We start from the raw sequence: 18838 nt of genomic DNA on the forward strand, positions 1-18838 counted from the left end.
AAGGAGGACTATATGAAAAATATAATCTTCGCGTTCGCAGTAGGCCTCCTTTTAGTCCTTGAGGGATGCGCTGAAATCAAAACTCCGGAAGAGTATAATCCTCCGGAAACACCCTACAAGGATTGGTATTATGGCGACAAGTGGATGGGTTATTATAAATGCAGCCCATATCCTACCTGTCCAAATGCCTACCTGTATTTGTGGATAACCCCGCCTGAGCCAAAGATGACCGAAGAAAAAAGACGCAGCAAATACAAAATGGGTCGGGATATCCACAAGTGGGGTCTCTTTACCAAAGACCCACCTAGTGAGGAAAGAGAGTTTAAAGACTAAACCCAATGCCTCGTTTTGCTGAAAGCAAAACGAGGCATTTTTTTAGCTCACTGGAAATCCCTCGCAAAATAAGTAATTGTCTACGGATGTCTACGGATGTCGCACTTCCGTAGCTTTACGCAGGCAATCTCGCAAAAGAAGAAAAATAATGATAATATCTAACTAATGATAAAGATAGAAGAAGTAGAAAAATTAGCCAAATTGGCAAGGATAGAAATCACTGATAGAGAAAAAGAACAGTTTCAAAAAGAGATTGGGTCTATTCTTGACTATGTTTCTGAACTAAAAGAAGCTCCTAGTGCAGAGAAAGAAATCATAAAAAAATTAGAGAATGTGAATAAGCTGAGGGAAGATATAAATCCGCACGAAACAGGAATTTACAGCAGAGAGCTATTGGAAGGAGCGCCAAGGAGTGAAAAAGGATTTGTGAAGGTTAAGAAAATATTTGAATAACCTCCTAAGACTAAAGATTATGGATAAAGAATTTTTTAAAAATCTGACAATCAAAAAAGCGACTGAAGCTATAAAAAATGGCGACATCACGGCGCTAGAGCTAACTCAGTATTACTTAAACAATATCAAAGAAAAAAATGGTGAGATAAACGCTTACCTTAGAGTTTTTGCTGACGCAGAAGATCAAGCTAGGAAAATTGACGAAGATATAAAGAGCGGGAAAGAGATGGGCCCTTTGGCCGGAGTTCCTCTTGCTATCAAGGACAATATGCTCATCAAAGGGAAAGTGGCTTCCGCTTCTTCGAAGATTCTTGAAGATTATAAAGCGACTTATGATGCCACCGTCATAACGAAACTTCGCGAAGCAGGCGCCGTCTTCCTCGGCACCGTAAATATGGATGAGTTTGCCATGGGGAGCTCTACGGAGAATTCCGCCTTCGGTCCGACGAAAAATCCTCATGACCCGACTCGCGTCCCCGGCGGTTCATCCGGCGGTTCAGCGGCGGCGGTAGCCGCCGATATGGCACTCGCCTCTCTTGGGTCTGATACCGGAGGATCTATCCGCCAGCCGGCAAGCTTCTGCGGAGGGGTGGGGCTCAAGCCGACATACGGCAGAGTCTCAAGGAGCGGGCTCATCGCCATGGCCTCTTCCTTAGACCAGATAGGACCTATCGCAAAGACAACAGAAGACGCAGAAATAATTTTTAATATAATAAAAGGAGAAGACACACTTGATGCCACCACTTCACTTGGACACGCCGTGTCCAAGTCGGAGGCAGGCGGTAAGAAGTTAAAGATTGGAGTCCTGGGTTATGACAAAAACGGCGTCGCTCCGGAGATAAATACTATGATAGAGAGTTCTATAGAAGTTTTCAAAAAAAATGGCCATGAAATAACAGAAGTGACCCTGCCCTACCTTAAATATTCCCTCCCTTGTTACTATATTATTATGCCGGCAGAAGTCTCTTCAAATTTAGCCAGACTTGATGGGGTAAAATACGGCCTACTAGAAGAAGGCGATAATCTGCTAGACGATTATCTAAAGACGCGAGGTGCTGGCTTCGGCAAAGAAACAAAACGCCGAATAATGATCGGCACATATGTGCTCTCTTCAGGATACTACGACGCCTATTACTCAAAAGCTCAAGAGGTCCGCAATCTGATTAGAAAAGATTTTGAAAATGCTTTTGACCCATCGCAAGACGGCGTTGACGCTATAATACTGCCGACAACCACCGAACCAGCTTTTAAGCTTGGAGAGAAAACCGACGACCCGATGAAAATGTATCTGGAAGATATTTTTACAGTATCGGCTAATTTAGCCGGAGTGCCGGCTATATCTATTCCCGCCGGACATGCAGAGAGAGATAGTGTCAGACTCCCGCTTGGCCTTCAGATAATAGCCCCTCACTTCAGAGAAGATATATTGTTTACACTTGGAAAACAAGTTGAAAATGCAAATCTAGCCAATAGGGATTAACCACTAGCCACTAGATGATACTCATCATATAATTAAATAAATTACAAATCATGAAGCCTTGGATAAATATTGAATACTTCTACAAAAAAATAATAGAACTTTTATATAAAATATATGAATTGCTGGCCGCTTTTTTTGAGACATTCAATTTCCCTTCCATAAAAAGAATGTCAATTATACTATCTATTATTGCAGGTATTGGCATAATATATACCTTAATAAGAATCATCCAGCTCAAAAGAAAAGAAGTGGAAGAAATCAAGGATATAATACCTAAAGAGGTTTCCCCTGAAGAACGGCACAATAGATGGAGCGCTATACTCAAGCACTTGGGAAGCTCAAATGAAGTTGAATGGAGGATGGCTATAATGGAAGCTGACAATATATTAGACGAGATTATAAAAGCGATTGGCGTCACTGGAGAAAACTTAGGCGAACGGCTTAAAAATATTGAACCGTCTGATTTTAATAATCTCCAAAACGCCTGGGAAGCTCATAAGATAAGAAACAGAATAGCTCACGAGGGGATGAAATTCCATATCACAAGAGAGGAGACGACGAGAGTGATAAACCTCTATGAAAAGATATTTAAAGAATTTAAATTTATATAACAAAATGTGAAGCACTCGGTGCTTCACATTTGTTTAGCTTCTATTTACACAAAAATCGCCTGAAGGCGATTTGTTTGCGCAGTCGACGGGACTCGGCTATTACATAGCCAGGTGATTTTTCATCTCATAGCCTCCGGCTCTTCGATAAGAAAAATCCTTTCTCGTCCCGACATAAGCAAAGCAGTTTGCTTATTTCGACTGCTTGTTCACTTCGTTCACTGCGCAGTCGACGGGACTCGAACCCGCAACCTCCCGCGTGACAGGCGGGTGCTCTAACCAGTTGAGCTACGACTGCATAATATTCATAATTATTGAACACCTTGTTCAATATGTCGGCGGGGGGGATCGAACCTCCGACCTCAGCTTTATGAGTGCTGTGCTCTAACCAACTGAGCTACGCCGACGTTACTTACCTTGTTGCGGGGGACGGAATTGCACCGTCGGCTGGAGGTTATGAGCCTCCCGAGATACTACTTCTCCACCCCGCGATATATATACAAACTAACTATGTTGTTCATCTTTTACATAACCTCCAAGGTTATGAGTCTGATAATCCATCCGCGAGATACTACTTCTCCACCCCGCGATATACACAAATAAAACAGAAAAAACCAAAATATCATTGATTTTTCTACATTAAGCAGTATAAACAACTTTAGATATTTATCAAGCCACGAAGTACTTAATCATCACTTCCTTCACTATACTGTTCACAAGATTACCGTCAGCCTTCCCTTTAACCTTAGGCATCAAAACTTTCATTATCTTACCCATATCTTGCGGACCGGTAGCGCCCGAGTCCCTCACAGACTCTTCCACTATCTTTCTAATCTCATCTTCCGAAAGTTGTTCCGGCAAATAACTAACCAAGACAGCAAGTTCGCTTTCTTCCCTCTCAAATAATTCATTTCGTCCTTCTTTCTTATATATCTCCATCGCATCCTTGCGCTTCTTAGCCTCTTTGCTTATCACTTGCACAACCTCTTCGTCATCTAATTGGCTCTTTGAATCAATATCTTCCGTCACTCCTTCTTTTGCCATTTTTGTCTTTTTTGCTATCTCGGCGTTTCTTATTTCAGACTGGAGAATTTTAAAAGTAGAAATCTTTACATCTTCTTTATTTTTAAAAGCTTCTTTGAAATCTTGCTGTATTTTTTCTTTTAGTATCATAACTAAATATTAACATATTATCCTAAAATTTCCAGAAATTCCTCTTCATTTATAGTCTTCACGCCAATCTTCTTAGCCTTGTCATATTTTGAGCCAGGGTCGCTACCATAGACGACAAAATCGGTATTCTTAGAGACTGACTCTGACACTTCTCCCCCCAGCTGTTTAATCATCTTCTTCGCTTCATCCCGACTCATCTTACTAAGAGAGCCCGTCAACACAAACTTAAGCTTTTTAAGTTTGGCTCCTTTTACTTGAGTCTGTTTTTTGATCATCACTCGAGGGAGGAGCTTCTTTAAAAATCTTTTATTATCATTATCTCTAAACCAATCATATATGCTTCTTGCCACAATAGGCCCAACATCAGAAACTTTTTCCAATTCTTGAATAGAAGCCTTTTCTAAATTTTCAATAGTATGAAAACTCTCGGCTAAATCTTCGGCAGTGCTTTCTCCCACATTCTCTATTCCTAGAGAAATTATAAATCTTGAGAAATCTATTTCCCTGCGGGAATTTATCGCTTTAATGAGGTTCTTTGCCGACTTTTCAGCAAAGCGTTCTAATGGCGTTATATCTCCCTCTTTTAGATCAAAAAAATCAGCCGCATCCTGTACCAAATTATTATCTAAAAGGGCATCTATTATCTTAGGACCAAGTCCCTCTATATCAAACGCCTTCTTAGAAGCAAAATAATAAAGGCCCCTTCTGTGGCGCGTAGCGCATTTCTTGTTATGGCATTTTGCGATAGGGCTATCTTTTAAAAATACTACTTTCGACTTGCAGATAGGACAGACATTTGGCATTTTAAATAGCTTCTCTTTCCCTGTCCTCATCTCTTTTATAACGCTCACTATATCAGGGATAATGTCTCCCGCCTTCTGCAAAATAACAGTATCACCAATACGAACATCAAGTCTTTTTATCTCATCCTCATTATGAAGCGTGGCTCTTGATACTACAGAACCGGCAATAGTCACCGGCCTTAAGTGGGCAACCGGAGTCAAGGCGCCAGTCCTCCCAACTTGCACATCAATATCTTCTACAACTGTCGTTGCCTGCTCAGCCGGAAACTTCAAAGCGACGGCAAAACGAGGGGCCTTACCTGTATAACCCAGTCGTTCCTGCCACTCTGAATTGTTTAATTTAACAACAACGCCGTCAATCCAATACTTTGTCTTATCTTTTTTCTTTTGCCAAACACGCCAAAAATCTACAACCTCTTCAATATTTTTACATAATTTAAAATGCGGATTTACTTTAAATCCTAACTCTTTAAGAAAGCTAAGCTCTTCAATCTGAGTCTCTGGAACCTCAATCCCTACGGACGTCGCATGTCCGTAGTCTAACCAAGCCAGATCGTATATAAAGCTATCAAGTTTGCGCGAAGAAGCAATCTTCGGGTCAAGCTGGCGAATAGAGCCGGCGGCGGCATTTCGCGGGTTGGCAAACAACTGTTCCCCCTTCCTTCCCCTTTCCTTATTAAGATTTTCAAATTCATCTTTTCCCATCCAGATCTCGCCTTCCACAATGCAATCAACATCTTTATTTAGATGAAGAGGAATCGACTCTATGGTCTTAACGTTAGCTGTCACATCCTCGCCCACCTTTCCATCACCACGCGTTGCCGCAGTTTTTAATATCCCTCTCTCATAAGTAAGGATAATTTTAAAACCGTCAATCTTAAGCTCCGAGACATATTCAAGTCCTTTGGCTATCGGGTAACCAAATTCTTTATCAAGCAGGCGCTTAACTCGATTATCAAATTCCCTTATTTCGTCTTCATTAAACACGTCATTAAAAGACCATTGTGTCACCTTATGATGAATTTTCTTAAATTTTTCAAGCGGTTTTCCTCCCACTCTCTGTGTCGGAGAGTCGGTAGTTATGAGATCAGGGAAAGACTGCTCCAGCTCATAAAGCTCGTGCTTTAGAGAATCAAGCGCCGCTTCAGTTATCTCTTGCTTATCAAGCACATGATAAAGATACCTGTGATGGTTTATTAATTTTTTAAGCTTCTCTATCCGCTCTTTTGCTTTAGAGTATCTTTCTTCCGCGTCAATTTTTTTCTCAAACATTTTAAAATTAATAACTAGCTTGCAATACGCGTTCTACCTGTAATTTGCCTGGGTCAGCTGTACAACTTGAACCGACATTTCCGATATTATAACCGTAAGATATCAGCTTTGTATTCGGCGGGGAATCTTTATATACCTCAATTTGAGCGCAAGATCCATTACTAAAACCTAAATAAAAAGTGGTGGTGGAAGCTACCATAGACCCGCTTATAGGCGACCCGAGACAATTAATATCATAATTTGGCTTATCAAATTCTTTCTTTTTTATATCCCAATACAGAGCGCATTCTATACCGGCATCAGAAGCGGTAAAAGCCCTGCTTGACTCTCGGCTGATCTGGGATATTTTAAACTGTCTAACCACTATATTATATATACCCAAAGAAGCTGACAAGATTATAGTCAAAATAAGAAGAGAAAAAAGAAGAGTAAACCCCTGCCTGCCGGTAAGCAGGCGCTTTAAATTAATCTTTGATAAATTTTTTAATTTATTATTCATAATCATTTATTATGGATGCCAATCAAAGATATGATCCTCCCATATAAAAGAGCGATTGCCAAACTTATCCTCCCACGATACAGTTATTGAAATTCTAGCTTCTCGATCAGAAACATCTTTTTCTAGAGTAAATTTTCGCATAAAAATAGTATTAATACCGGTTGAATGATTATATTTTTTTAATGTATCATCATATTTAAGAAGTGGGCATGATCCGGCGCAATTTGTTATTGCCGCACCGGAAACATCCCAAGGGATAGTAGTATCAAGATAACAATCAGAATTGTTACAACTATTAAGTTTAAAAAGCCAATTTTCACTATTTAAATAATTATTATCCCTCCAATTCTTAATATATTCCATAGCATCCTGAGCTAAAAAAGACGCAATTACATTATTCTTAGACAAAGTAGACATCTTAATACTATAAGTAGCTAAAGATATCGGCCCCAGTATGGCAAAAGTAATGATAGTAAGCGCAACCATTGTTTCAATCAAAGTAAACCCTTGCCCGCCAGCGGGCAAGCGCACTTTTACTCTATTTGTTTTTTTTAATTTATTATTCATAATATTTAATTCTTAATTAGGAATCCGGCGCAAGTTGAGATACAGAAGCTTGCAACTCAATCTTTGATTGTTCTTTCTCTTTTACACCGGAAGAAGCGGAAAGATTAATCCTCACTATAGGCTGAAAATTATCGCCTGAAGATTCGCCTCTTAAATCAAAGGCGAGAGAATCTATGCTAATTTTAGAATCTGTCAGAGGAAATTCATTTACCCCATCCGACCTTATTAACTGATTACCAGATAATTGATAAGTAATATTCTCAAGCCTCGCATTTATAAATGAGAATGTATCTCCTGTGGAAGAATAATTATCCCCTGTCCTGATCTCTCTTGACATTGCATCCAGGGCGAAATTTAAATTATCCGAAACAGATCTAAATGATTCAATCTTTTTTTGCGCGTCATTTATATTTAAAATGGACTCCATCGCCATCGTCATAACAACAGTAAAGACAGCTATTGCGACTATCATCTCAAGTATCGTGAATCCCTGCCTGCCGGCAGGCAGGCTTTTACTATTATTTATTTTTTTAAATTTATTATTCATATTTTACTCAGCTTCAACGCTAACCTGCCCGCTTTTCCAGACAATAACCTTCACACCGTTTGCAGTCTCTCCCGCCGACCTAAACAATATCATCGTATCAGAAATAGCATCGTCATCATTTATATTCGCATATATACTGGAACGCTTATAAATAACATCTGCCGTATTCACGCTTCCGGCGCCTGGACAGGCAAACGGTGAGGTTATTTTCTGATTTATGCATATCTGCTTTATTCTGTCGGAAGATTGAACTTTAAAAATCTCCTCTTCTTCTCCTACTGTATAATTATTGTCAGCATTACTATCTGAAAAAATAATAACAGTATCAGGAAGCGCCATATCAAAATGAACACCATAAGCCACCGACGATCCCGGTCCTGAAATAATCTTGTTGCTTATTCCATAAGCCTGAGCCTCTCTTATAATTGAAACTATTTCTTGAGTGACTCCTTCAAGCTTTATCTTTTTATTGAAAGTCGTATAATTTGCCAAAATTACAGTTGTTACCATGACCATAATACCGACAGAAACGATAAGCTCAATAAGGGTAAACCCCTGCCTGCCGATAGGCATGGTCTGCCTGCCTTGCGATTTCAATCTTTTTTTTAATAAATTAAGGAGATGAGAAACCATATCTATTATCTAATTTTACATTAAAAGAACACAAACTCCAACAACCTTTCTCCGAACAAAAACCCTATAAATGTCCCCGCAATGAGCAATGGTCCAAAAGCAATCTTGCTCTTAAGCCCGAGTCTTTTACTGAAGATAAAAAATAATCCGACAACAGCCCCGATCCAGAAAGAAAGTATTATTGATGCCAACCCAACCCAAAAACCTAAGAGCCACCCTATACCAAGTGAAAGCTTGGCATCGCCAAGCCCCATCCATTTACCTTTTGAGAAAAACCAGAACAAAGCAAAAAATAAGAAAAAGATAATCCCACCTATAAAATCCCAAAGGACGGTCCTTTGTGAAATAAATAAGCTTAAAAAAGATAAAATAATAAAAGCATAAACTAAGCCGTCAGGGATTATCTGATGATAAAAATCATAAACAGCGATCACTATCAATAAGCTGAAAATTCCCCAGAAATATATAGCGAAGAATGCCATCTGACCCTCAAATTGGAAACCGAGTCTCCAAGTAATGGTATACCAAGTAAGAGCAAAGACGACCCCTGTTAAAACTTCAACGATAGGATACTGAGCAGAAATTTTTGAACCGCATTTCCTGCACTTTCCATTCTGCGCGATAAAACTAAATACAGGGATAAGCTCGTACCACAAAAGAGTTTTACCACAAGAAAAACATTTTGACCTTCCCTTAAACATTGATTCGCCAGTATTGTAACGGGCAATCACCACATTTAGGAAACTCCCTATAATAGTGCCGAAAATAAAAACAAAAAAATAAATTAAAGTTTCCATAAAATATATTTTAACATAAAATCCCGCCAAAAGCGGAATAAAATTTCTACTTATCAATTTTACGGGCACCTATCAACTTTGTGACCTTATGACTTTGTGACTTTACGTACGGTGTGCTTTACGGACGTCGCACTTCCGTAGTAGAATAAAGATATGGAAAATAATATATTTCATGTCATAAATAGAGGTGTAGAAAAAAGAAAAATCTTCCTTCATGATAAAGACTATCTTCGTTTTAGTCACAACATCAAAGACTTTAATACTATTAAAAATGTTCCCTCTTACTTCAACCGCCGTATTCATAACTACGGAAGTGCGACGTCCGTAGAAGAAGAGTTAGTTGATGTTCTCTGTTGGTGCTTAATGCCTAATCATTCTCACATGATAACTATCAATAAAATTGATATGGGTACAAGCTTTTTTTCTAAAAAAATATTTGGAGGATATACGAAATATTTTAATAAAGAAAATAAAAGAAGCGGTGTTTTATTTCAAGGAAGATCTAAAATAATCCCAATAGAAAAGGATGAGCACTTACTACATCTGCCTTTTTATATTCATTCAAATCCTCTTAATTTACTTCAACCAAACTGGAAAGAGACCGGTATTAAAGACATTAAAAAGGCGCTTAAATTTTTAGAAAAATATCGTTGGTCAAGCTATTTAGATATAATAGGAAAAGAAAATTTTCCTGATACAACTAACAAAAAACTTTTTTATGAAATATTTGACACTAATGAAAAGAGATATAAAAAAGACTTTGAAGACTGGCTATCTAGTTTTAATTTTAATTAAGTCTACGGAAGTGCGACGTCCGTAGAATTAATATATACATACAACATAAATCCCGCTTTTGGCGGGATTTATGTTGTAAAACTAAATTATTTAGTTTATGGTGTCACATCATAACATCCATCGTCTGTGCCCGCTGCAGAACAGTCAGCTCCTTGTCCATTAAATGTATATGTACTATCAGCATCACTACCAAGGACAGAATGTCCGCCAGTGCCAACAAGACCTGTTCCATCTTGCTCTAGATTAGCGCCTAAATGATAAAAATTACAAACACCGGTTGCTATAGCACAGACAGCTCCGGCAGAAGTCACATTGTCATAAGAATATATAGCTCCAGTACTTGGATCCTTAGGTTCAGCAGGAATAAAGCCGTCAGTAACAAGTTGAGCTACAGTATCTGGATACTCTGAACCATTACTATCAGCAAAAAGTTCAAGAGCTAATTGGACCTGCTTTATATCAGAAACTCTTTTAGCATCACGAGATTTCTGCCTTGCGCTGTTTAGTGAGGCAAGTACCACTGATGAAAGAATACCGATGATCGCAATAACGACCAGAAGTTCAATCAAAGTAAAACCCTGCCTACCGGCAGGCAGGCTCTTTGAACTGATTTTAAATTTATTTTTTAACATATTATTTTTCATTATTTATTAATTTTTTAATACGATTTATCGACCGGTTAAATTATTATTTATATAAAGTATTATAATATATAAAGCTTACAAATACGCGAAAAGCGGTGTGGATAACTAAACCCACCCTTTGCCTTGGCAAAGGACACACTAATCCGCCATATGCGGTTTAGTGTGTGGGTAAATCCTCTCTATATACCAGAAGAAATGTTATAGATAGGCCCTATAACAGCGATTAAAAGAAACCCGACAAAAATGGCAAGGACGATAATCATTACCGGCTCAATAAGACCGATCAGGTTCTCAATAGTATTATCAACTTCTCTCTTATAGAATCTAGCCATTGTTTCCAAGATAAAATCAAGCCTTCCGCCTTCTTCTCCCACGCGAAGCATTTGCGGCACAAGAGCGGGAATTTCTTCATATCGCCTTAACGATTCTGACAATGAACCTCCTCCCTTAATGGATTCCGCCACATCAAGAAGAATAGATTGATAAACTTTATTACCCACAACATCAGCCGTTATTTCAACGGCCTTTATCATCGGCACGCCGCCCGAGAGAAGCGTTTGCAAATTGTCAGTCAGGCGCGCAACATAAATTTTTTTATTAATTAAACCTAAAAGAGGTAATGTTATCATCATTTTAGCGACAAAATATTGGCCATTCTCCGTCTTAATATACCGCCAAGCTATAATGGCGCCGATTATAACAAGAATAAGCATATATAAAATATATTCCTGAAAGAAATTCCCTATTCCCATAATAATCCTTGTATACAAAGGGACTTCTTTACCAACCTCATCCAAGAGTACGCCTATTTTAGGGATAACAACCGTGAACATCAGAATCATCACTCCAAAAAAAGCAAATACGACAAAAGCCGGATAAAAAAGCGCCCTTTTCGCCTTTGAAGCCAATTCATAAGAACGCTCCATATAATCAGCTAAATAAGTGAAGATTTCATCCAGTTTACCAGACTCTTCTCCAGATTTAACCATATTTACAAAAAATTTTGAAAAAACTTTCGGATGCTTGGAAAGAGCCGCAGACATTGGCGCACCGCCTTGAATATCAGCCACAATCTCTTCAAGTTTTTCTTTCATTAAAGGGCTTGCGCTCTCGCTTGCCAAGAGTCTGAAAGAATCAATAATAGGAACTTTCGCCTCAAAAAGAGTGGAAATCTGTCTTGAAAAAATAACGACATCTTTAGTCTTTATTCTTTCAAAAATATTTAAATTACGATTTAAAAAAGGCACCGCCTCTGCTTCAGGCTTTATAGCTAAAATAATAAGCCCTCTTCTTTGGAGAGAATTAATTGCAATCTCAATAGACGGAGCATCTACACTCCCTGAACTCTTTTTCCCTTCTTTATCAGTAGTCTCATAAATGTAAAGCATACAAGTATAATTACATTAACCCCTCAAGCCCGTTTGGATTTAACGAATAAGCGTAAGCGCTTTCTGTCGTTATCTCGCCCTGCCTTAAGAGCGAAGCGAGTGACCTGTTTAAACTCATCATCCCTTCTTCAAATCCGGTTTCTATCACTAAATCAATTTCATGCGTCCTGTTCTCTCGAATGAGATTTCTAACGGCGTTGTTTGAAATTAAAAGCTCATAAGCCGGGATAAGCCCTCCTGAAACTCTGGGTATAAGCCTTTGAGAAAATATTCCCAAAAGAGCCCCTGAAAGCTGCAATGAAATCTGCCCCTGCTGATCAGCTGGAAATGAATCTATAATACGATCAATTGTCTGAGAAGCATTATTAGTATGAAGAGATGAAAAGATAAGATGCCCTGTCTCAGCGGCAGTAACTGCCGTACTTATAGTCTCACGGTCGCGCATCTCGCCTATCATCCCCACATTAATATCCTGACGAAACATGGAACGAAGAGCTGTTTTAAAATCATGAGTATCACTCCTGACTTCCCTTTGATCTATGATTGATTTATCTTGAGTAAAAATATACTCTATCGGGTCTTCAACCGTAATAATATGTTCTGCCCTCTCGTGATTTATAGAATCAATCATTGCCGCAAGTGTAGTTGACTTGCCGTGTCCGACCGGACCGACAATAAGAAAGAATCCTTGCTCTTTCTTTGTAAAATCAATAAGAGACTCCGGCAAACTAAGCTCGGCAAAAGTTTTTATCTTTGCAGGAATAAGCCTTAAAGCAGCTCCTATAAACCCTCTCTGAAAAAACGCGTTTCCTCTAAACCGAACTTTGTCTTCAAAAGAAAAAGAAAAATCAACCTCTTTCTCTTTCATTAAAATCTCTTCGTCTTCAGGAGAAATCATACTTAAGACAAGCCCTTTGACGTCATCAGGCGTAAGGATAGGTTTCTTAATAAGCGGAATTAACGCTCCGGAAATACGAACAGTAGGATGACGGCCGACAGCAAGATGCAAGTCTGAAGCGCCTTCTTTGGCAACTATTAAAACTAAATCGCTTAATTCTTTTTTATAATCAGTCATTTTTATTTTTCGCTTTCCCGGGCAGAGTCTGTATTATCACTGCCTGTTGGATTATTTTTCTTTTTTAATAATAAATCTTCCACCTTCTTGGCTATTTCACTTGGCGTAAAATATGCCTTTACAACATAATCATCAACCTTCAAATCAAGTCCTTTTTTAATGTCTTCTTTCTGCCCAAGATTAGTAAGAATTACAATAACAGTGCCAGCAAGAAGATTCTCTTCTCTTATTCTTTTTAGAAGCTCAAATCCGTCCATCTTCGGCATTACAATATCAAGAAGCATTATGTCAGGAGAAAATCCTTGCTTTATCTTTTCCAAAGCTTCTTGACCGCTCATCGCTATTTCAACTTTATATCCTTTCTCCCTGAATTTAACAGAATACACATCCAAGATAAACTCGTCGTCATCTACTATAAAAACTGATGGTTGTTTTTCTGCCATATAAAAATTATACCTTATATATCTCTTCAAATCCAATAGTTCCGTCGAAAACTTTAAGAACCGCGTCTTCTCTCATCGTAAGCATGCCATTCTTTCTCGCTTTTGCCATAATCTCATTCTCAACAGGATTATTCACAATAGCTTCCTCTATATCTTTGGTTTTTTCAAACATTTCAAAAACAGCGGCTCTTCCTCTTGTCCCCCTCGGGCAAGAAGATGACGGCATAGCCTGATAAATTTTATCAGGTATCTTTATCGCGCTTCTTATATCAGGGTGAACTCCTTCTAATTCTTTCTCCAGCTTCGCTCTTAAAGAATCTGTCATTGGCATTTCTTTCTTAGACTCGGGGCAAAGTGTCTGGACGAGTCTTTGTCCGATAGCAAGCACTAATGTTGGAGCAAGAAGATACGGGTCTACGCCCATATCAACAAGACGAGGGATAACTCCCACCGCGCTATTGGTATGAAGAGTAGACAATACAAGATGCCCCGTTAGAGCGGCTTGAATAGCAAGTTGCGCTGTCTCTTTATCTCTGATTTCGCCAACCATTATTATGTCCGGGTCTTGCCTTAACACAGACCGAAGTCCATTGGCAAAAGTATAGCCAATCTCAGGCCTCACTTGAGACTGGCTTACCCCTTCAACGTTATACTCAACAGGATCCTCAAGAGAAATTATATTATTTTTTTCCCTATCTAAAGACTGAAGCATTGCATATAGTGTCGTTGTTTTACCGGAACCCGTCGGACCTGTTAAAAGAATCATACCATACGGACTTTTAATCGCCCTTTTAACTGCCTCAAGATTTCTTCCGGACAACCCCACCTCTTCAAGCGACTTAACCCCTTTATCACGATCAAGAATACGAATCACTACTTTCTCTCCAAAAAAAGAAGGGAAAGTGGAAACACGAAAATCAACTTGTCTGCCTTCCATCTTCACAGAAAAACGCCCATCTTGCGGTTTTCTCTTTTCGTCAATCTTAAGATTTGATAGAATTTTTATCCTGGCAACTATAGAGTCGTGCACATTGGAAGGAAGTAAAAGACTTGTATACAAAACTCCGTCCTCGCGAAATCTAACTTTTAATTTGTCCGCCCATGGCTCAATATGAATATCTGAAGCATTCCCTTCTGTAGCGTGGCGCAATATAACAGCCACCATTTTAGTAATAGGCGCATCCTCAACAGCCTCCGCTTGGGACATATTGCCGGAATCATTAACACTCCCAAGCAACGGATCCACTTCTATCTCACCAAGTACTTTTGTAACTTCGCCTCTCAAGCCCTTATAAGCATCAAGGACCATATCAAAATCAGACTGAGACACGAGAAAAACTTTAAATGACAAGTTAAGCTTTGAGACGATAAACTGCAAGGCTTCGCGCGCATTAATATCTTGAGGGTCAAGCATTCCCACTTCTAAAATACTGTCATTTACTTCAATCGGCACCATCTTATATTGTCGCGCAATCTCTTCAGGGATAATTTTTAAAATATCAAAAGAAAGCAGAGTTTTATCCACCTCTTTTATGGGGACTCCGATATCCTGTCCTTTAGCGGAGACAATATCCTCTTCTCTTACGCCTTTAACAATAAGAGCTTGCTCCAAACTAAGCCCGCTTTTATCCATCTCTTTATAAATGACAGGAAGATCTTCTTGGGTTATGAAATTATTTTTAATTAACACATCAACAAAGCTCATATTTACAAATAGATCAAAAAAATAAATAAAATCCTTTAAACAACACTTTATATGCCAATAGGCCTAAAAGGATTTAAACGTCCTTTTTCTTCAAATGGAAGTTCTTGAGAATGATCAATCAATCCGCGAAACACTTCTTGTTTAAAAAATTCCGTATCAAGCTTCACATCCTCAAGAATTTTAAGAGTTTTTAAAAGATCTTTGCCGGATTCAGGGATATTAAGATTCACAGCCAAAGTGTCGTCGTTTATGCCGGAGACGAGCATTTGGTTATTAATAGGCTTCTTTCCAAGAAAATTAAAATAGGCCAAAATACTGACAATAACTGCAATTATTATAAGTATCAAAGATAGCGTTTTTTTCTGATTTTTTATAATCATAATTTAAATTATTTACATTTATTTTTTAGCATAAGTTTTTATTCTCATTGTATACTCATACCAATCGCTTTCATCTGCATCAAATAAAAGACTTTCTATCTCCATAATTCTCAAATCATTTTCAAGCTCGCTGATAAAGGACAGCAATGGCTTATACGGACCATTAAAAGAAAGATTTATATAAACAGCGTCAAAGATGTCATTATTTATTTCATTTGCTTTAGACTTTTTATCTTCCACTTTTGCAATATCAACCTGAATATCTTTAAGCGCAAAACCGTATTTTTTTACAAGACTCTCTGTCTCCACGACGAGATCCATCTTTTTAATACCGGACGGAATAAGTTTTTCAAGTCTTGCCAAATCACTCTCCGGAATCTCGTTATATTTTCTTATAAGATTATCCCTAAGATCAATAAGTTCTCTTGAGTTGGAAAGAACAGTGTTAAAATCTTTCTTCTCAACTGCAAGCAAGTTTATATCTTCCCAATTTTTCTTTACAGGCCCTAAAAAGATGCCTATGGCTGTCCCTAAAAAAAGTATTGAAAAAATGATTTTTATCATATTATTTATTGTCTGATGAAAGATAAGAAAAAAATGAAGGAATAAATTCTATTTTAGCTTCAAAATTAACAATACCGCCTTCTCCCAAAGAAAGACTGGTAATGTCCACAGACTGAACACTTGAATCATCTTTAAATGCTTCCACTTGATTGGCGACAGAAGTATAATTTTTAGCTACTCCGCCTAAAATTACTTCATTTGACCCGGTATAGCCGAAAGAAACAAGCGATACATTCTTTAAAGTATTATTCCCTAAAAACGCAAAAAGTCCGCTTAGATAACCATGCTCGTTAAGAAGCTTTTTGCCGAGCTCAATCTTAGTAGATACCTTGTCAAGCTCATAAATAAAAGAGTTGTCAAAAGATTCTTTTGTCCTATTTAAAGATTCTTCCAATACGCTAATCTGTTTTGCAATTAAATTTTTATACAAAAAAGTCCCGCCAAAAGCCAGCAACGAGATAGCAAGCATTATCCCAGAGAAGACGATTAACACTCCGGGTCCCTGACCCTGATAAACTATTTTTTTATTTTCTTTTTGAGGAATAAAAGATATCTTTTCCATACTATCTATATTTTATATTATTCTTCAAATCCACGCAAAGCAAGACCGACGGAAACACCGAAACTTGGACCTGTTTTTGTAAGAGCCGATTCCAAGAAAGCCGGAAATTCAGTCTTAGCAAAGGGATTAGCGTTGCTTGTCTCTATCCCAAAGTTATTAACAACCTCATCTGTCAATCCATCAAGTAGCGCTCCTCCGCCGGATAACACTATTCTGCTCACTACTCTTTTATATTTTTTCTGATAGTCAAGTATCGCTCTATTAGCTTCAGAAAAAATATATTGCAATATCGGCTTCATTACATCTACAAATTCCTTATGTTCAGGCTTTGAAGAAAGACCTATCTCCTTCTTCATATCTTCGGCTCTGTCAAATTCAATATTAAGCGAATGAGAGATAGCTAAAGTCAAATCCTGGGATCCCTTATTTATAGTATGCACCATGCGGACAATCCCATGATCCACTATGGCTATTTTAGTTGTTGAGGCGCCGAAATCAACAACCAGAATAGGCGATATCTCTCGCCCTAATGAAGAATGAACGGCGCTAAAAATTTCAATCTCAAAACTCTCAAGTTCAATACCCAGCTTGGCTATCATCCTTTTATACTGATCTACTGTGTCTTTATGAATAGCCACGAGCAAAACACTCATCGTCTGATTCTTTTTTATATTACTGTCACTCGTGTCATCCGCTTCTTCATTATTATCAGGAAGAAGCTTCCAATCAAAGACCGTCTCAGATATAGGCACTGGAATATATCTTCTAGCTTCAAGTTTAACCACTTCTTCTATCTTACTGTCTGAAACAACCGGCAAAGTTATAGTCGTAACAAAACTCGCCTTAAGAGGAATTGCCACCGCCGCTCTTTTTGTCTTGACATTAGATTCTTTAAGCAAATCCCCTACTGCCTCAATCATTTTTTCTTCAGACAATACTACCGACTGCCCCACCTTCTTATCAGCGTAAGGACCTACAGATAATTCGCCGTAAGTTTGAAGTATCGCTCGTTCTTTATCTTTCTTTATTTGGACAACTTTAAAAGAGGCTGACCCAAGGTCAAGACCTAACACGCCTTGGTCTTTACCGACAAACTGTCCTAAAATTGACGATAAACTGTTACTTAAAGAAAATGCCATCAGGTTTTATAAATTTAATTTATATTATACCATATAAAGATATCTATGAAGCGACTTATCCCCAGTTATATACGAAAAATAAATAACAAATTGCCAATACGCCAAACATTAAAAATATTATTGGACTTGCTTTTCCCTCAAAATTGCCTCGGGTGCGGAAAGAATGACGCGATTATATGTAAAAATTGCCGAGAATCAATACCCGAAGCCGAAGACAGCGCCAACAGTGAGAATAATCCTTCTTCCATACCAACCATAGCGGCAGCTTGTTATAAAAATGAAATATTAAAGAAAGCGATCTGGCTCTTAAAATACAAAAAAATAAAAACGGTTGCAGAGCCCCTTTCCGAACTAATTAGCGATAGATGTGTTGAAGACTTATCAGAAATAAATACTTTCTACTCTATAAGAAATTGCCTGATTATCCCCATACCAATATCAAAAAGAAGATTAAGAGAAAGGGGGTTCAACCAAGCAGGACTTATTGCGTTTAATCTTACGAAAAAGATGACAATAAATATGCCAACAATAAATTTCTTATTTGAACAAAATATCCTTAAAAAGACAAGGGAAACTTCTTCTCAAGTCTTGATGAAAGACAGGACCAAGCGACTCAAAAATTTAAAAGGCTCTTTTAGAGTTGAGTCGCCTGAAAAAGTAAAAGATAAAAATATAATCTTAGTAGACGACGTCTCAACAACCGGCGCCACTCTCCACGAGGCAACTTCTGTCCTCAAAAAAGCCGGCGCCAGGATAATAATCCCGATTGTCGTAGCAAAATAAAAATCTGGAAAAATATCAATAAATGTGATACTCTTTTTTAAATAAGGCTAAGTCAATCCCACTAGGATTGACCGCCCAATCCCGCCCGCAAGGCGGGATTAAGGGAGAGGTGGCTGAGTGGCTGAAAGCACCACACTGCTAACGTGGCAGGGGCGTCAAACCCCCTCGAGGGTTCAAATCCCTCCCTCTCCGCCA

At 38.3% G+C, this 18838-nt stretch carries 22 protein-coding genes and 4 tRNA genes; 7 read left to right on the forward strand and 19 right to left on the reverse strand.

Going from position 1 to position 18838, the window contains the following annotated elements; all coding sequences use genetic code 11:
* The first annotated feature begins 12 nt into the window (after positions 1-12).
* The 4 genes from NUV40_02420 (at position 13) to NUV40_02435 (ending at position 2877) form a co-directional block, all read left to right on the forward strand.
* Complete coding sequence (locus NUV40_02420; GenBank protein ID MCR4342742.1) at positions 13-333, forward strand: hypothetical protein; 321 nt, start codon at positions 13-15, stop codon at positions 331-333.
* Positions 334-498: 165 nt separating this feature from the next.
* Positions 499-786 carry an Asp-tRNA(Asn)/Glu-tRNA(Gln) amidotransferase subunit GatC gene (gene gatC, locus NUV40_02425; protein MCR4342743.1) on the forward strand — a complete coding sequence of 96 codons (288 nt, stop codon included), beginning with the start codon at positions 499-501 and terminating at the stop codon, positions 784-786.
* Positions 787-805: 19 nt separating this feature from the next.
* The gene (gene gatA, locus NUV40_02430; protein ID MCR4342744.1) at positions 806-2266 is read left to right on the forward strand and encodes an Asp-tRNA(Asn)/Glu-tRNA(Gln) amidotransferase subunit GatA; all 1461 of its coding nucleotides are present in this window, start codon (positions 806-808) and stop codon (positions 2264-2266) included.
* Between the two features lie 50 nt (positions 2267-2316).
* Positions 2317-2877 (forward strand): hypothetical protein, encoded by a 561-nt coding sequence (locus NUV40_02435; GenBank protein MCR4342745.1) that lies wholly within the window; start codon positions 2317-2319, stop codon positions 2875-2877.
* Between the two features lie 221 nt (positions 2878-3098).
* Here NUV40_02435 and NUV40_02440 read toward each other — a convergent pair.
* From NUV40_02440 to NUV40_02485, 10 genes are all read right to left on the reverse strand, one after another.
* Positions 3099-3172, reverse strand: a tRNA-Asp gene (locus NUV40_02440).
* A gap of 35 nt (positions 3173-3207) precedes the next feature.
* Positions 3208-3281: transfer RNA gene (locus NUV40_02445), tRNA-Met, on the reverse strand.
* Between the two features lie 13 nt (positions 3282-3294).
* Positions 3295-3365, reverse strand: a tRNA-Met gene (locus NUV40_02450).
* A 178-nt stretch (positions 3366-3543) separates the two neighbouring features.
* Complete coding sequence (locus NUV40_02455; protein MCR4342746.1) at positions 3544-4047, reverse strand: GatB/YqeY domain-containing protein; 504 nt, start codon at positions 4045-4047, stop codon at positions 3544-3546.
* A gap of 17 nt (positions 4048-4064) precedes the next feature.
* Entirely contained in the window at positions 4065-6122 is a 2058-nt protein-coding gene (gene ligA, locus NUV40_02460) for an NAD-dependent DNA ligase LigA (protein ID MCR4342747.1), read from the reverse strand.
* 7 nt (positions 6123-6129) lie between these two features.
* Positions 6130-6621, reverse strand: coding sequence for a hypothetical protein (locus NUV40_02465; protein MCR4342748.1), 492 nt, complete (start codon positions 6619-6621; stop codon positions 6130-6132).
* A gap of 9 nt (positions 6622-6630) precedes the next feature.
* Positions 6631-7188: a prepilin-type N-terminal cleavage/methylation domain-containing protein gene (locus tag NUV40_02470; protein MCR4342749.1), complete on the reverse strand. Its 558-nt coding sequence runs from the start codon at positions 7186-7188 to the stop codon at positions 6631-6633.
* Positions 7189-7204: 16 nt separating this feature from the next.
* Positions 7205-7735 carry a type II secretion system GspH family protein gene (locus NUV40_02475; protein ID MCR4342750.1) on the reverse strand — a complete coding sequence of 177 codons (531 nt, stop codon included), beginning with the start codon at positions 7733-7735 and terminating at the stop codon, positions 7205-7207.
* A gap of 3 nt (positions 7736-7738) precedes the next feature.
* Positions 7739-8368 carry a type II secretion system GspH family protein gene (locus NUV40_02480; protein MCR4342751.1) on the reverse strand — a complete coding sequence of 210 codons (630 nt, stop codon included), beginning with the start codon at positions 8366-8368 and terminating at the stop codon, positions 7739-7741.
* A 20-nt stretch (positions 8369-8388) separates the two neighbouring features.
* Positions 8389-9165 carry a prepilin peptidase gene (locus NUV40_02485; protein MCR4342752.1) on the reverse strand — a complete coding sequence of 259 codons (777 nt, stop codon included), beginning with the start codon at positions 9163-9165 and terminating at the stop codon, positions 8389-8391.
* Between the two features lie 153 nt (positions 9166-9318).
* Between NUV40_02485 and NUV40_02490 the strand changes: the two genes are divergently transcribed.
* Positions 9319-9960 (forward strand): hypothetical protein, encoded by a 642-nt coding sequence (locus NUV40_02490; protein ID MCR4342753.1) that lies wholly within the window; start codon positions 9319-9321, stop codon positions 9958-9960.
* 95 nt (positions 9961-10055) lie between these two features.
* Here the strand turns inward: NUV40_02490 and NUV40_02495 are convergent, their stop codons facing one another.
* The 9 genes from NUV40_02495 to pilM form a co-directional block, all read right to left on the reverse strand.
* A complete protein-coding gene (locus tag NUV40_02495) occupies positions 10056-10592 on the reverse strand; it encodes a type II secretion system GspH family protein (protein ID MCR4342754.1) in 537 nt (178 codons plus the stop codon).
* A gap of 191 nt (positions 10593-10783) precedes the next feature.
* On the reverse strand, positions 10784-11992 hold the full coding sequence (locus NUV40_02500; GenBank protein MCR4342755.1) for a type II secretion system F family protein: 1209 nt from the start codon (positions 11990-11992) through the stop codon (positions 10784-10786).
* Between the two features lie 10 nt (positions 11993-12002).
* Positions 12003-13067, reverse strand: coding sequence for a PilT/PilU family type 4a pilus ATPase (locus NUV40_02505; protein MCR4342756.1), 1065 nt, complete (start codon positions 13065-13067; stop codon positions 12003-12005).
* A 2-nt stretch (positions 13068-13069) separates the two neighbouring features.
* On the reverse strand, positions 13070-13510 hold the full coding sequence (locus NUV40_02510; protein MCR4342757.1) for a response regulator: 441 nt from the start codon (positions 13508-13510) through the stop codon (positions 13070-13072).
* A 7-nt stretch (positions 13511-13517) separates the two neighbouring features.
* A complete protein-coding gene (locus NUV40_02515; GenBank protein ID MCR4342758.1) occupies positions 13518-15215 on the reverse strand; it encodes a GspE/PulE family protein in 1698 nt (565 codons plus the stop codon).
* A gap of 47 nt (positions 15216-15262) precedes the next feature.
* Positions 15263-15595, reverse strand: a complete 333-nt coding sequence (locus NUV40_02520) for a hypothetical protein (protein MCR4342759.1) — start codon at positions 15593-15595, stop codon at positions 15263-15265.
* 18 nt (positions 15596-15613) lie between these two features.
* A complete protein-coding gene (locus NUV40_02525; protein MCR4342760.1) occupies positions 15614-16159 on the reverse strand; it encodes a hypothetical protein in 546 nt (181 codons plus the stop codon).
* Between the two features lies 1 nt (position 16160).
* A complete protein-coding gene (locus tag NUV40_02530; GenBank protein MCR4342761.1) occupies positions 16161-16721 on the reverse strand; it encodes a hypothetical protein in 561 nt (186 codons plus the stop codon).
* A gap of 17 nt (positions 16722-16738) precedes the next feature.
* Positions 16739-17860, reverse strand: a complete 1122-nt coding sequence (gene pilM, locus NUV40_02535) for a type IV pilus assembly protein PilM (protein ID MCR4342762.1) — start codon at positions 17858-17860, stop codon at positions 16739-16741.
* A 45-nt stretch (positions 17861-17905) separates the two neighbouring features.
* On the opposite strand from pilM, the gene NUV40_02540 reads away from it, so the two are divergent.
* Both NUV40_02540 and NUV40_02545 read left to right on the forward strand, forming a co-directional pair.
* A complete protein-coding gene (locus NUV40_02540) occupies positions 17906-18643 on the forward strand; it encodes a ComF family protein (protein MCR4342763.1) in 738 nt (245 codons plus the stop codon).
* 103 nt (positions 18644-18746) lie between these two features.
* A tRNA-Ser gene (locus NUV40_02545) sits at positions 18747-18838 on the forward strand.

The organism is Patescibacteria group bacterium, from assembly GCA_024654625.1.
Lineage (GTDB): Bacteria > Patescibacteriota > Minisyncoccia.

What these genes read in the sequence shown, in the direction of transcription:
- pilM (MCR4342762.1), bottom strand. Translation starts at nt 17,860, where the DNA reads ATGGCATTTTCTTTAAGTAACAGTTTATCGTCAATTTTAGGACAGTTT.
- NUV40_02540 (MCR4342763.1), top strand. Translation starts at nt 17,906, where the DNA reads ATGAAGCGACTTATCCCCAGTTATATACGAAAAATAAATAACAAATTG.
- NUV40_02495 (MCR4342754.1), bottom strand. Translation starts at nt 10,592, where the DNA reads ATGTTAAAAAATAAATTTAAAATCAGTTCAAAGAGCCTGCCTGCCGGT.
- NUV40_02485 (MCR4342752.1), bottom strand. Translation starts at nt 9,165, where the DNA reads ATGGAAACTTTAATTTATTTTTTTGTTTTTATTTTCGGCACTATTATA.
- NUV40_02420 (MCR4342742.1), top strand. Translation starts at nt 13, where the DNA reads ATGAAAAATATAATCTTCGCGTTCGCAGTAGGCCTCCTTTTAGTCCTT.
- gatA (MCR4342744.1), top strand. Translation starts at nt 806, where the DNA reads ATGGATAAAGAATTTTTTAAAAATCTGACAATCAAAAAAGCGACTGAA.
- ligA (MCR4342747.1), bottom strand. Translation starts at nt 6,122, where the DNA reads ATGTTTGAGAAAAAAATTGACGCGGAAGAAAGATACTCTAAAGCAAAA.
- NUV40_02465 (MCR4342748.1), bottom strand. Translation starts at nt 6,621, where the DNA reads ATGAATAATAAATTAAAAAATTTATCAAAGATTAATTTAAAGCGCCTG.
- NUV40_02515 (MCR4342758.1), bottom strand. Translation starts at nt 15,215, where the DNA reads ATGAGCTTTGTTGATGTGTTAATTAAAAATAATTTCATAACCCAAGAA.
- NUV40_02520 (MCR4342759.1), bottom strand. Translation starts at nt 15,595, where the DNA reads ATGATTATAAAAAATCAGAAAAAAACGCTATCTTTGATACTTATAATA.
- NUV40_02505 (MCR4342756.1), bottom strand. Translation starts at nt 13,067, where the DNA reads ATGACTGATTATAAAAAAGAATTAAGCGATTTAGTTTTAATAGTTGCC.
- NUV40_02525 (MCR4342760.1), bottom strand. Translation starts at nt 16,159, where the DNA reads ATGATAAAAATCATTTTTTCAATACTTTTTTTAGGGACAGCCATAGGC.
- NUV40_02475 (MCR4342750.1), bottom strand. Translation starts at nt 7,735, where the DNA reads ATGAATAATAAATTTAAAAAAATAAATAATAGTAAAAGCCTGCCTGCC.
- NUV40_02455 (MCR4342746.1), bottom strand. Translation starts at nt 4,047, where the DNA reads ATGATACTAAAAGAAAAAATACAGCAAGATTTCAAAGAAGCTTTTAAA.
- NUV40_02510 (MCR4342757.1), bottom strand. Translation starts at nt 13,510, where the DNA reads ATGGCAGAAAAACAACCATCAGTTTTTATAGTAGATGACGACGAGTTT.
- NUV40_02500 (MCR4342755.1), bottom strand. Translation starts at nt 11,992, where the DNA reads ATGCTTTACATTTATGAGACTACTGATAAAGAAGGGAAAAAGAGTTCA.
- NUV40_02480 (MCR4342751.1), bottom strand. Translation starts at nt 8,368, where the DNA reads ATGGTTTCTCATCTCCTTAATTTATTAAAAAAAAGATTGAAATCGCAA.
- NUV40_02530 (MCR4342761.1), bottom strand. Translation starts at nt 16,721, where the DNA reads ATGGAAAAGATATCTTTTATTCCTCAAAAAGAAAATAAAAAAATAGTT.
- gatC (MCR4342743.1), top strand. Translation starts at nt 499, where the DNA reads ATGATAAAGATAGAAGAAGTAGAAAAATTAGCCAAATTGGCAAGGATA.
- NUV40_02435 (MCR4342745.1), top strand. Translation starts at nt 2,317, where the DNA reads ATGAAGCCTTGGATAAATATTGAATACTTCTACAAAAAAATAATAGAA.
- NUV40_02470 (MCR4342749.1), bottom strand. Translation starts at nt 7,188, where the DNA reads ATGAATAATAAATTAAAAAAAACAAATAGAGTAAAAGTGCGCTTGCCC.
- NUV40_02490 (MCR4342753.1), top strand. Translation starts at nt 9,319, where the DNA reads ATGGAAAATAATATATTTCATGTCATAAATAGAGGTGTAGAAAAAAGA.